This is a genomic window from Amycolatopsis sp. NBC_01307 (genome assembly GCF_035975215.1).
GTDB lineage: Bacteria > Actinomycetota > Actinomycetes > Mycobacteriales > Pseudonocardiaceae > Amycolatopsis.
On record NZ_CP108403.1, the window covers coordinates 10,902,344 to 10,914,272 of the forward strand.

General features: G+C 71.7%; 10 protein-coding genes. 5 read left to right on the forward strand and 5 right to left on the reverse strand.

All coding sequences use genetic code 11. The features are described from left to right. Window positions 1-102 precede the first annotated feature (102 nt). Window positions 103-915, forward strand: coding sequence for a class I SAM-dependent methyltransferase (locus tag OG439_RS49310; RefSeq protein ID WP_326947184.1), 813 nt, complete (start codon window positions 103-105; stop codon window positions 913-915). On the opposite strand, the gene OG439_RS49315 is transcribed toward OG439_RS49310, so the two are convergent. Beyond that, a complete protein-coding gene (locus tag OG439_RS49315) occupies window positions 852-1,496 on the reverse strand; it encodes a PadR family transcriptional regulator (protein ID WP_326947185.1) in 645 nt (214 codons plus the stop codon). The genes OG439_RS49310 and OG439_RS49315 overlap by 64 nt on opposite strands. Before the next feature lie 111 nt (window positions 1,497-1,607). Here OG439_RS49315 and OG439_RS49320 point away from each other — a divergent pair, with 111 nt between their 5' ends. Next, the gene (locus tag OG439_RS49320) at window positions 1,608-2,093 is read left to right on the forward strand and encodes an Lrp/AsnC family transcriptional regulator (protein ID WP_326947186.1); all 486 of its coding nucleotides are present in this window, start codon (window positions 1,608-1,610) and stop codon (window positions 2,091-2,093) included. A gap of 105 nt (window positions 2,094-2,198) precedes the next feature. Continuing rightward, window positions 2,199-4,508, forward strand: coding sequence for a transketolase-like TK C-terminal-containing protein (locus OG439_RS49325; protein ID WP_326947187.1), 2,310 nt, complete (start codon window positions 2,199-2,201; stop codon window positions 4,506-4,508). On the opposite strand, the gene OG439_RS49330 is transcribed toward OG439_RS49325, so the two are convergent. Both OG439_RS49330 and OG439_RS49335 read right to left on the reverse strand, forming a co-directional pair. Beyond that, complete coding sequence (locus tag OG439_RS49330; RefSeq protein ID WP_326947188.1) at window positions 4,505-5,113, reverse strand: hypothetical protein; 609 nt, start codon at window positions 5,111-5,113, stop codon at window positions 4,505-4,507. The two genes, OG439_RS49325 and OG439_RS49330, sit on opposite strands and share 4 nt — an antisense overlap. Window positions 5,114-5,220: 107 nt before the next feature. After that, window positions 5,221-6,414 (reverse strand): glycosyltransferase, encoded by a 1,194-nt coding sequence (locus OG439_RS49335; protein ID WP_326947189.1) that lies wholly within the window; start codon window positions 6,412-6,414, stop codon window positions 5,221-5,223. 121 nt (window positions 6,415-6,535) lie between these two features. Here OG439_RS49335 and rlmN point away from each other — a divergent pair, with 121 nt between their 5' ends. Both rlmN and OG439_RS49345 read left to right on the forward strand, forming a co-directional pair. After that, entirely contained in the window at window positions 6,536-7,642 is a 1,107-nt protein-coding gene (rlmN, locus tag OG439_RS49340; protein WP_326947190.1) for a 23S rRNA (adenine(2503)-C(2))-methyltransferase RlmN, read from the forward strand. A gap of 37 nt (window positions 7,643-7,679) precedes the next feature. Then, on the forward strand, window positions 7,680-7,955 hold the full coding sequence (locus OG439_RS49345) for a hypothetical protein (protein ID WP_247062405.1): 276 nt from the start codon (window positions 7,680-7,682) through the stop codon (window positions 7,953-7,955). Between the two features lie 297 nt (window positions 7,956-8,252). Here the strand turns inward: OG439_RS49345 and OG439_RS49350 are convergent, their stop codons facing one another. Both OG439_RS49350 and OG439_RS49355 read right to left on the reverse strand, forming a co-directional pair. After that, window positions 8,253-9,467: a GNAT family N-acetyltransferase gene (locus OG439_RS49350; protein WP_326947191.1), complete on the reverse strand. Its 1,215-nt coding sequence runs from the start codon at window positions 9,465-9,467 to the stop codon at window positions 8,253-8,255. Between the two features lie 98 nt (window positions 9,468-9,565). Continuing rightward, window positions 9,566-11,734: a hypothetical protein gene (locus tag OG439_RS49355; RefSeq protein WP_326947192.1), complete on the reverse strand. Its 2,169-nt coding sequence runs from the start codon at window positions 11,732-11,734 to the stop codon at window positions 9,566-9,568. Window positions 11,735-11,929 lie beyond the last annotated feature (195 nt).

The following is an 11,929-nucleotide window of genomic DNA, read 5'->3' on the forward strand; positions in this document are numbered from 1 at the left end:
CTCCCGAGACCACCGAATTCTAAGCGTGATCCGTAAGGTTTCCGGCAAGAATCCGCGCCGGAAGAATCACTGCCGGCGGAGCGGGCCCCGGAAGGAGCAGCGGTGCGGTGGTCGTCCCGGCGCGCGGAGGTCGTGCCGAGTCCGAACATCTGGTACTACCAGGCCGATTACGAGCTGGAGAACCGGGCGCAGGACAGCGGCGGCGAGATCTGGCGCGTGCTGCGGGAGGAGTACGACTGGGCCGGCCGGGACGTGCTGGACGTCGGCTGCGGTGACGGCTATCACCTGCCGCGGTTCGCGCGCGACGCGCGGTCGGTGCTGGGGATCGAGCCGCACGAGCCGCTGGTGCGGGACGCGCTGGGGCGCGTGCGGGAGCTGGCGAACGTGGATGTCCGGCTGGGCCGGGCCCAGCGGCTGCCGGTCCGCAGCGCGAGCGTCGACGTCGTGCACGCGCGCACCGCGTACTTCTTCGGGCCGGGGTGCGAGCCCGGGCTGGCGGAGGCCGAGCGGGTGCTGCGGCCGGGTGGGGTGCTGCTGATCGTCGACCTCGACGCGACCAGCGAGCCCTACGGCGGCTGGATGCGTGCCGACCTACCGCGTTACGACCCGGTCGCGGTCGAACGGTTCTTCGCCCGCGCCGGGTTCGCGTGCCGCCGGGTCGCCACCGAGTGGCGTTTCGCGACCGCCGCGGACCTCGAAGCCGTGCTGAAGATCGAGTTCAGCAAACCGATCGCCGAACAGGCGATCGCGAAGTCCTTGCAGCGTAACGGGAATCGCGAGACCGACCTGACGCTGCCGGTGGGCTACCGCGTTCACACGCGGGTCAAGCCCACCGGCCTCGTCCTGCCTGGTCACTCCGCGGTCTCTTCGGAGGGAGCCGAGGACTCGTCCTCGTCCTCGCCGAGGATGCCGTAGAGCGAGCGCCGGGCGTCGTTGAGCACCTCGGCCGCGCGGGCCTGCTGGCTCTCGGAACCCGCGCGCATGATCTGCACGACGGCGGCGGCCAGGTTCTTGCCCGCCTTGGCCAGCCCGATCTCGGACGGGTCGACGTCCTGCGCGATCTGCTCCCACGGCGGGGTGCTGTCCTGCTGCTCCGCGGCGGTCCGGCCGTCGTCGGTCAGCTCGAACAGCTTCTTGCCGTGCTCGTCCTTGCTGACGACCAGGCCTTCGTCGGCCAGCAGCTGCAGCGTCGGGTAGACCGAGCCGGGGCTCGGCCGCCAGAAGCCGCCGGAGCGTTCGCCGATTTCGCGGATGATCTCGTAGCCGTGCCGGGGCTGCTCGGCGAGCAGCGCCAGGATCGCGGCGCGGACGTCACCGCGCCGGCTGCGACGGCCGCCGTGGCCTCGCCGGCCCGGACCGTGACCCCGGCCGCGTCCGCCACCGGGACCGAAGCCCGGGGGGAAGTCGCCGAAGCCACCAAGACCGCCGAAGGGAGTGCGCCCGCGTTCACGGGCGAAGGGGTGTTCCTGGGTGAAGGGGTGTCGTTGCCTACGCATGTCGTGTTCCTTTCTCGAACTGTTGCGACACGTTCACGATATATCGGAAACAGTCGGATGGCAACCGCCTCGTCGTGACACCGCTCACGACGGCCTGCGAAGATCGGCGGCGTGCCCGACACCATCGACGACATCGACGCGCGGCTTCTGCTGGCCCTGGGCGCGGACCCGCGCTCGACGGCGGTCGCGCTGGCCGAGCGCCTCGGCTTGTCCCGCAACACGGTGCAGGCCCGGCTCGCCCGGCTGGAGCAGCGCGGCGTGCTCGAGTCGTTCGAGCGCCGCATCGACCCGGCGCGGCTGGGCTACCCGCTGCGCGCGTTCGTCAACGCGCAGGTCGACCAGCGGCGCCTCGCGGAGATCGCCGACGCCCTCTCCGGCATCCCCGAGGTGACCGAGGTCTGCGGGCTGACCGGGGCGAGCGACCTGATGGTGCAGGTCGTCGCCGTCGACGCGGACGACCTCTACCGCATCGCCGGGCACATCCTGGCCTCGCCGGGTGTCGAGCGGACGAACATCTCACTCGTCATGCGGGAGCTCGTCCCGTACCGGCTGAAGCCACTGCTGGAGCGCGTGCATTCTGCCCAGCCGGAGGCGTGAGTCCCCCTCGGGGGAGTGCATTCTGCGCAGCTCGCGCGGCATCGGTTGTGCGATGCGTCCACCAGTGCTGTCCTGGTGACGCTTCCTGCACGAAAGGTGTCGACGATGACCCAGACCTCCCCGACCGCTCCGGCGACCGGCTCCGACGAGCTCGCCGCGATCGAACGGCGGGTGCTGTGGCTCGCCACCGCGATCGTGCACCAGGCCAACCGGGTGCGGCCCAACCCGTCCGGGCTGAAGGTCGGCGGGCACCAGGCGTCCTGCGCGTCGCTGGTCTCGATCATGACGTCGCTGTGGTTCCGGCACCTGCGTCCCGAAGACCGCGTCTCGGTGAAGCCGCACGCGTCACCCGTGCTCCACGCGATCAACTACCTGCTCGGCGAGCTGGACGAGGCCTGGCTGCCGACGTTGCGCGAGTTCGGCGGGCTGCAGAGCTACCCGAGCCGCGCCAAGGACCCCGACCCGGTGGACTACTCGACCGGCTCGGTCGGCATCGGCGCCACCGCGCCGATCTGGGGCGCGCTGGCCCGCCGCTACCTGACGACGCGCGGGCGTGACGCGGGCACCGGCCGGCAGTACTCGCTGGTCGGCGACGCCGAGCTGGACGAGGGCGCGATCTGGGAGGCGATCCTCGACCCGGCGGTGGCCGAGCTGGGCGAGATCGTCTGGATCGTCGACCTCAACCGCCAGTCGCTGGACCGCGTGGTGCCGAACATCGCGGCCGGGCGGCTGCAGGGCATGTTCGACGCGGCCGGCTGGCAGGTCCTGACGCTCAAGTACGGCCGGCTGCTGGAAGAGCTGTTCACCCGGCCCGGCGGTGCCGAGCTGCGCGCGCGGATCGACGCGATGCCGAACCCGGAGTACCAGCGGCTGCTGCGTTGCGACGCCGCTCAGCTGCGCGACCGGCTGCCCGCGGGCAACGACGCGCTGGCCGCGCTGGTGGCCTCGCTCGACGACGAGACGCTGCTGGCCGCGATCCGCAACCTGGGCGGGCACGACCTCGGCTCGCTCGACGAGGTCTTCACGTCCATTTCGGACAGCCGGCCGACGGTGATCTTCGCCTACACCGTCAAGGGCCGCGGCCTGCCGACGCAGGGGCACCCGCAGAACCACTCGTCGCTGCTGACCGTCGGGCAGATGGAAGAGCTCGCCGCTTCGCTGGGCACGGATCTTTCAACGCCGTGGCAGGGCTTCGCGGACGGGACGTCCGAAGCCGCGTTGTGCGCCGACGTCGCTTCGCGCCTTCGCCGGCCGGACGTCCCTGCCGTGCCTTCGGTGGACCTGCCGGTCGACATCGGGCGCACGCCGTCCGGGACCGCGACGACGCAGGCGGCGCTGGGCCGCGTCCTGCTCGACCTGACGCGCGAAGCGCCCGAAGCGGCGAAGCGCGTGGTGACGGTCAGCCCGGACGTCAGCTCGACGACCAACCTCGGCGGCTGGGTCAACAAGGTCGGCGTCTGGTCGGCGATCGAGCGCCGCGACTGGTTCGACGACGACCCCGAGACGATCATGCACTGGCGCGAGAAGCCCACCGGCCAGCACGTCGAGCTGGGCATCGCCGAGACGAACCTGGTCGGCCTGCTCGGCGAGCTGGGCGCCACCTGGAGCCGTTGGGGCGAGCCGCTGCTGCCGATCGGCGTGATGTACGACCCGTTCGTCGAACGCGCGCTGGAGCCGTGGTCGTTCGGCATCTACGCGGGCGGCCAGTCGATCCTCATCGGCACACCGTCGGGCGTCACGCTCGCTCCCGAAGGCGGCGCGCACCAGTCGATCACCACGCCGTCGATCGGCATCGAGCAGCCCGGCTGCGTCAGCTACGAACCGGCGTTCGCGATCGACACCGAGTGGACGCTGCTGGCCGCGCTGGGCCGGCTGGGCAAGCCGGGCGGCACGTCGTCCTACTTCCGGCTCTCGACCCGGCCGGTCGACCAGACCCTGGCCGGCGTCCCGGCCGACCCGGCCGCGCGCGAACGCCGTCGCCGCCAGGTCGTGGCGGGCGCGTACCTGCTGCGCCGTGCCGAAGCGCCGGTGGTCACGCTCGCGGCGATGGGCGCGCTGGTGCCCGACACCCTGGCGGCGGCCGAGCGGCTCGCGCAGGTCGGCGTCGAGGCGGACGTCGTCTGCGTGACGAGCCCGGGCCTGCTGTTCGAGGCGACACGCGCGCGGGCCGGGCAGGGGAGCGGCGAGAGCTGGATCCTCGACCAGGTCTTCCCGGCGTCCCGGGCGTGCCCGCTGGTCACGGTCCTCGACGGGCACCCGCACACGCTGGCGTTCCTCGCCGGGATCAACCGCGTGCCGGCGGCGACGCTGGGCGTCACCGGCTTCGGCCAGTCCGGGTCGCTGGAGGAGGTCTACCGCTACCACGGCATCGACACCGACGCGATCATCCGCGCGGCGCTGGACGTCGTGGGCTAAGAGAAAGTGGCGCCCGTCAGCAGGGTGTCCATCTTGGCGTCCCAGCCGGCGAAGGCGCCGTACTCGACGACGAGGATCTTGCTCGTCGGCAGCCACCACATGCGGACCTCGTTGTTCTGCGTGGCGTCCTCGCAGCTGACCTGCCAGCGGCCGTACTCGGCGTTCTTGGTCCCGACCGGCTTGAACCCGGACTCGACGAGGGTGCTGCCGGTGGCCGTCGCGGCCTCCCCGGGCGGCGACGCGGCGGTGATGCACGTCGGCACGTCGGTGCCGGTGTACCAGCCGAAGGGCCGCTTCGCGCTCGGCAGGTTGATGGGCGCGTTGGGGTCCGACGTGGCTTCGCGCAGGTCCAGGAGCCGCGCTTCGCAGACGACGGTGCCTTCGGTGATGCAGCCGTCGAGCAGGCCGTCCTGGCTGTGCGCGGTGTACTTCGCGCCCGCCGGCAGCGTGACGTGCATGGTCCCGACGTCGATTCGGTCACCTGTGGGGGCCGCGGTCACGGTCGGCACCGGCTGGGGCCGGCCGTCCGTCGACGTCGTGCAGGCGGCGGCGCTCAGCACCACCGAAACGGCCAGGACGCTGCGCCGGAAGGAACGGCTCCGCACGGGCTCACCTCTTTCGTCCGCCCTTGGACTCACGAACGGCCCGTCCGGTTCGCTGTGAATCCCGGTCAGATTAGGGCGGTGCGTTCAGGTGTGTTCACCCACCCGGGTCAGTCCAGTGCGGCGACCGCCCTGGCGAGGACGTCGGCCGGGCTGGGCTGCGTCGCCATCTCCGCGGCGACCTCCCGGGCCGCCGTCCGGAACCCGTTTTCGGTGAGCAACCGCTCGACCAGCGCCCGCACGGTGGCGGCGTCCACGGTGGCCGGGTCGTGGCTGAGGCCGACGCCGCGGTCGGCGACGCGCTGCGCCGAGAGCGGGTTGTCCGCGAAGGACGGCAGCACGAGCTGCGGGACGCCGTAGGACAACGGCGCGGCCGTGGTGCCCGACCCGCCGTGGTGCACGATCGCCGAGCAGGACGGCAGGAACGCCGACAGCGCGAGGTAGCCGACCGAGCGGACGTTCGGCGGCAGCTCGCCCAGCTCCGTCAGGTCCGCGGTCCCGGCGGCGAGCACGACCTCGACGTCCAAGGTGCTGAGACCCTCCAGGACGACGGCCAGGCTGCTGACGCCGGACATCACCGGCACCACCGTGCCGAGCGTGACGGCGATCCGCGGGCGGTCCGGGCGGCGCAACGCCCAGTCCGGGACGACGGCGCCGCCGTTGAAGGGCACGAACCGCATCGCCCACCACGGGACGCCGTCGCGCCCGTCGGGGTGCTCCGCGCCGGCGGCCAGCCCGCCCATGCTGGGCGCGCGCGGGTCGACCCTGGCGAGCACGGCCGGTTTCGCGTCGCCGATCCCGAGCTTGGCCCGCATCAGGTCGCTGACCTCGTCCTCGCCGAAGACGTGGTGCTCCGCCCGCCAGTCCGCGTCACGCACCGACCAAGAGATCCGGTTGCCGACCTCGAGCGCGGGCACGCCGAGGGCCACGGCCGCGAGCATCCCGGCGGCGTGGTCGGAGGTGTGGACGACGAGGTCGGCGCCGAACAGCCGGCCGGCCTCGATCGTGCCTTCGGTCATGGTCACGGTGAACAGCCCGAAGGGGTTGCCCGCCCGCCTCGCCAGCCGGTACTCCTCGGGGAATTCGTCCTCGGACTTTCCCGCGACCGTGCCCATCAAGTCGTCCCAGACGTCCCGCTGCGGGAAGACGTCGAAGGCGGGCAGCCCGGCCCGCGCACCGGCGTCGACCATCTCGGCGGACGTCGCGAGCAGGACCTCGTGCCCGGCGGCCCGCGCGGCCCAGACCAGGGGGATGAGCGGCAGCGTCAGCCCGTAGCCTGGGGCGGTCGCGAACAGGATCTTCACCCGGCGAGCCTGGCAGAACCCGCCGGTCACCGCAGCCGGTTTCCGCTCCGCCGTGACCTGGGGAACAGCCGTCCGGGTGGCTTGGGTGGTGCTGGATGCCGCGTGGGACACTGGGGGAGTTATGACTGCCCTTCCGCTCGTCTTCGACGCCCCCAAGCGCGGCCTGCCGCCGCGCCACCTCGCCGACCTTTCGGTGGCCGACCGCGCCGCCGCGGTGGCCGAGCTGGGGGAGAAGCCGTTCCGCGCGAAGCAGCTGTCGAACCACTACTTCTCGCGCCTGACGGTCGACCCGGCGGAGATGACGGACATTCCGGCGGCGTCGCGCTCTCGTTTGGTCGAGGAGCTGATGCCGACGCTGCTGACGGAGGTCCGCGCGCTGTCGGCCGACGACGGCGCGACGCGCAAGACGCTGTGGCGCGCGCACGACGGCACGTTGCTGGAGAGCGTCCTGATGCGCTACCCGGACCGCGCGACGCTGTGCATCTCGAGCCAGGCCGGCTGCGGCATGGCGTGCCCCTTCTGCGCGACCGGCCAGGGCGGCCTCGACCGGAACCTGTCGACGGCGGAGATCGTGGACCAGGTCCGCTCGGCGGCAGCAGTCATGCGCGACGGGGCGATGCCCGGTGGGCCCGGCCGGCTGTCGAACATCGTCTTCATGGGGATGGGCGAGCCCCTCGCCAACTACAAGCGAGTGGTGGCCGCGGTCCGGCGGATCACGGACCCCGCGCCGGGTGGCTTCGGGATCGGTCAGCGTTCGGTGACGGTGTCGACGGTGGGTCTGGCGCCGGCGATCCGGAAGCTGGCGGACGAGAAGATGCAGGTGCGGCTGGCCGTTTCGCTGCACACGCCGGACGACGAGTTGCGGGACACGCTGGTGCCGGTGAACGAGCGGTGGTCGGTGGACGAGGTTCTCACCGCGGCTCGGTACTACGCGGACACGTCGGGTCGTCGGGTGTCGATCGAGTACGCGTTGATCCGGGACATCAACGACCAGCCGTGGCGGGCGGAGCTGCTGGCCAAGCGGCTGCGCAAGCACCTGGGCCAGCTGGTCCACGTCAACGTGATCCCGCTGAACCCGACCCCGGGGTCCAAGTGGGACGCGTCGCCGAAGCCGGTGGAGCGTGAGTTCGTGCGGCTGGTGAATGCCGGCGGCGTAGCCTGCACGGTGCGTGACACGCGCGGTCAGGAGATCGCGGCTGCTTGCGGGCAGCTCGCGGCCGAAGGCTGAGTTCCGGTTCTGTTTCTGTGATGGAGAGTTTGTTGTGATGTCTGCCCCGAGCCTGTTCGACCCGGCCGCCGAGGAGCTCATGCTCACCGACGTCACCGGTCGCAGCGCGACCGAGGTCGCCCGCACGGCCCGGACCCTGCTGGGCGAGCAGTTCAGTTCGATGAGCTTCATGTACGTGCTGATGCGCGCGTTCGAGGTCGAGTTCCACGCGGCACGGGACGCGTCGCGCTGGCACGAGTTCCACGGCGGCCCGCGCGCCCTGTCGGACGCGGACCTCGAGGCGTTGCTGGCGCCTTGGCTGCCCGCACGCTGATCCCGGCGCGGCTGGGGTGCTGAGCATTCTGTCCGATGGCCGGGAAGGCATCGGCCGCATCGTGGTGGGCGACTTCTCCGAGACGTTCCCGATGGACTTCAGCTCACTCGTCGAGGCGGCTGGGCGCGTTGAACGTGCCTGGTGTCGTCGGTGACGAAACCGGAAGCAGTCAGCTTCCGGTTTGCTGGCCCAGCTACTCGATAGGGCTTTCGGAGTGGCGGACCACCATGGACGAAGTGCGCGCGTTTCGTGCCGAAGCCCGGTTCGCGACCAGCCAGATTTGTCCAGAGTGGACGGTCAGAACCACTGCAGGCAGTGCGGGTCGCGTTCGGCTCGGAAGAGGTTGTCGGCGGTGGCGACCGCGGCTGGGTTGTGTGCTCGGATGTGGCCGGCTCGTACCAGCGTGCTCGGGGCCGTGCCGCCCAGGTAGATCGAGCCCAGGTCGCTCACGTCCAGGGACAGGTCCGGCTCCCGGTCCGTCCGGGTGCACGTTGCCTTTCCCGCCCTGACGCTCAGCAGGTAGCGGCCCTGCTCGGTGAGGAACGGGTCGGTGACGTCGAGGACCAGTTCGCCGTCCGTGGACCAGCCTCGGGCGGTCAGCGCGCGCGGGATGTCCAGTAGCCGCACCCAGAGCCAGTCGCCCTCGTCGCTTGCCTCGGCGGCGCGGAAGTCCGTCAGCTGCCAGCGCAGCGGGTGTCCTGGCGGGACCTGCTTCAGCACCACCTTGGTGACCAGGTCGTGGCTGAGCAGGAACCGGGCCAGGGTTGTGAACACTGCGTCGTCGGATGTGATGATCTCGTCCGCCGTCAACGTCGTGGGTTCGCTGAGTGAGTAGGCGGCGTACCCGTCCGGGACGCCGTCCGCGTCGCGGTGGACGGCGATGTGGCGCTGTGCCAGGGAAACCGGGGGTTGCCCTGCGCCGGACGTCCACCAGTGGTGCGGCCGGGACAGCGCGCCCGGCTGGGTGCGGCGGTAGCGGTCGTAGATCTCCTCCAGGAGATCGCCGCACTCGGCACGCTGCCGCAGCTCGATCGAGCCGGTCGCGGCCGGTTCGCCCGCCCGGGGGACGGCGAAGACGGCCCGGTGGCGCGGCACCGTCAGCCGGCCCGTGTAGGTCGCCGGGCCGTAACCGAACCGGCGGTAGATCACGGCTTCGGAGGACAGCAGCACCGAGAGGAACTCCCCGCGGGCCCGCACCTCGGCGAGCTGGTGCCGCATCATCGCGGTGAGCACGCCCTGACGCCGGTGCGTGGGGACGACGCCGACGGCGGTCACGCCCGCGACCGGGGTGAGGGTGCCGCCGGGCAGCGTGAGTTCGAAGGAGTGCGCGGCGGCGGTGCCGACCGGCCGCCCGTCCGCCGTGACGGCGAGCAGGCCGCGGTCCATTTCGAGCGCCGACCACCAGAACCCGGTGCCTTCGGCCGGGGTCTCGCGGAAACGCGCGAACGCGGCGTGCAGCGTCTCGAGGAAGACGTCGAGATCTTCGTCGGTCGTGGAACGGATCTCGGCCATCGAACTGCCTTTACGAGGAGAGGGAGGGGACTAAGAACCATTACAAGGAGTAGAAGGAAGTCCTCTCATGGCCTCGCACGACCAGGCTAGCGGTCAGTTCAGTTCGGGACCAACCGGTTTAGCCGGTCGAGGGTGATCACCTCGGCCGCGTCCGGCAGGCCGTCGGGCTGGTGCACGCCGAGGAACGTGACCGGGCTGTCGAGTTCGACGCCGGGCTCCCACTCGGTGACCTTCGTGCCCGCCGCGCGCATCAGGCCGACCAAGTGCGCGACGGTCAGGTACCGGCGCCGCAGCATGCCGCGCACCAGCCCGGCGGTGCCGGCCTGGTTGGCCTCGACGCGGTTGAAGTTCGGCGAGCCGGTCAGGTACAGGTGCAGCCACGTCGCGGTCCACGATCCGTCGTGGCAGCGGGCGAAGACGATCGGGAGCGCGACGCGGCCGCCGCCGCGCATGTCCGAGCGGGTCCGCACGGTGCGGGCCTCGAACGGCGCCCCGGCCTGCTCTCGGTCGCGCGTCATCCAGCCGAACATCGACTCCGCGACTTCGTCGAAGCCTTCGCCGGAGTAGACGTTGACCTGCGGTACGACGTACGCGGCGGCGACCGAGTCCCGCGGGATGTCGATGAACTCGCTCGCCCCGTCCCGCGCGTCGGTCACGTCGCCCGAGTACACCGCGCTGCCGTCGCGGAGGTTCGTCCACGAAACGTGCCCGGCGTAGTGGAAGTCGGCGTCCAGCAGCAGCGCGGACAGGTCGAAGTCCGTGCTGCGGCTGGTCTGGCGCCAGTGCGTGAAGAACCGCAGCACCTCCCCGTCGACGTGACTGCGGGACCCGCGCGGCAGCACGGCGAAGCCGTCTTCGCTCGCCTTTCCCGACAGCGGCAGCGCGACGTCCAGCACGGCCGGGTCGACGACCAAGTGCTCGTAGCGGGGGAGCCGGCTGGTCAGCTCGGCGTCGATCAGCGCGCAGGCGCGGGTGACGACGTCGCCGGGCAGCGGCGGCCGCGTGTCCTCGGTGACCCACGCGCGGCGGCCGCGGGTGGTGAACACCCGGGCGGCGTCCGGCTCGGCGCGGTTGCCGAGGTGCTCGCGCACCGAGCACAGCACACGCCCGGACACCGAGCCGAGGACCTTCGCCGCCGCGTCGAGGACGTCGTCCTGCTCGGCCTCGGAAGCGTTGCGCAGCAACCGATCCAGCGAGCGCAGCAGCATGCCCGGCGCGGCCGTGAGGATCGCCGCCGCCCCGGCGACGTCGTCGGCCGCGAAGGCCGCCTCCGCGCGGCCCGCCGTCGACTGCGCCGTCTTCTCGCCGCGGGCGACCGCGAACACGTCACGCGCGTTCGGGAACCGCGGGTACTCGTGCGGGTGCAGGTACTCGCCGAGGCGCTTGAACCGGCGCGAGAAGCGGTTGACGTCACCGAGCTTGCCCTCGTTGCCGGCGACGACGTGGTCCAGCGCGGCGAGCAGGACCCGGCGTTCACGGCGGGAGAAGCTGCGGAACCGCGTCGGTTCGGCCAGCGTGACGTCGCCGCCGCTGGCCTGGCACGCGGTGCGCAGCACGTCGAGCACGGTGTCGACGGCGACCAGCGGCCGGCCCGCGGTCAGCCGGGCGGCGTTGAGCACGGCCCGGTTCTCCCGCACCGGCACGGCCGTGAGTTCGACGTCGGCGCAGCCGTCGGCCAGTTCGGCGAGCAGCTGCAGGTCCGCCTCGCCCAGGGGCGTGGCCGACTCGGCGAGCGTCCGGTACAGCGCGTGGGTCTCCTCTTCGAGGCTGCCGCCGAGCCGCAGGAGGGTGACGCGGTCCTTGACCGACGCGATCAGCTCGTCGTGGGCGGCCAGCAGTTCGGCGTAGGTGTGCTGGTAGCGGCCGTAGCGCGGCAGGTCGAGCAGCCCGACCAGGCCGTCGCCGAGGAGCGCGAGCAGCTCCTTGTCGGTGGCCTTGCGCCTCTTGTCCGGGACGAAGGCCGAGCGCAGGCAGCTCACCCAGAACTCGACGGTGTCCGGCACACCGCGCGGGAAGTCGATGAAGTACGCGTTGTGCCGCACGTGGTCGCCGACCAGCGCGCGGGCGGCGCCGACGACGTCGACGGCCAGGTCCGTCGCCGCCCCCGGCTCCAGGCCGGCGACGTGCTCCAGGAGCTCGCGCGTGGCCTTGTACCCGGCGGTGGCCAGGACGGCGTCCATCTGCCGGGCCACGACGGCACCGTCCCCGGCCGGTGCGGCGCTCCGCGGCACACGCAGCGTCTTCCGGATGATCGTCGACACGTCCATGGGCCCATCTTCGGCTATTCCCCGCGCGGGTGAAAAGGGTTTTCGGGACGTCCCCGGCTATTTCGCCAACGGGAGGCGTCAGGTGAATGGCGGGCGAACGGCCGGTGGTCGGCGGCGAATTCCGCGAGGACGAATAGCGCACTCCGGCCGAAATGAACACCCTTCGCCGCGGATTGGTCGAAGCGCTGTGGGATA

Coding starts and splice junctions, on each gene's coding strand:
- OG439_RS49315 (WP_326947185.1), bottom strand. CDS start 1,496: ATGCGTAGGCAACGACACCCCTTCACCCAGGAACACCCCTTCGCCCGT.
- OG439_RS49350 (WP_326947191.1), bottom strand. CDS start 9,467: ATGGCCGAGATCCGTTCCACGACCGACGAAGATCTCGACGTCTTCCTC.
- OG439_RS49325 (WP_326947187.1), top strand. CDS start 2,199: ATGACCCAGACCTCCCCGACCGCTCCGGCGACCGGCTCCGACGAGCTC.
- OG439_RS49355 (WP_326947192.1), bottom strand. CDS start 11,734: ATGGACGTGTCGACGATCATCCGGAAGACGCTGCGTGTGCCGCGGAGC.
- OG439_RS49345 (WP_247062405.1), top strand. CDS start 7,680: ATGTCTGCCCCGAGCCTGTTCGACCCGGCCGCCGAGGAGCTCATGCTC.
- rlmN (WP_326947190.1), top strand. CDS start 6,536: ATGACTGCCCTTCCGCTCGTCTTCGACGCCCCCAAGCGCGGCCTGCCG.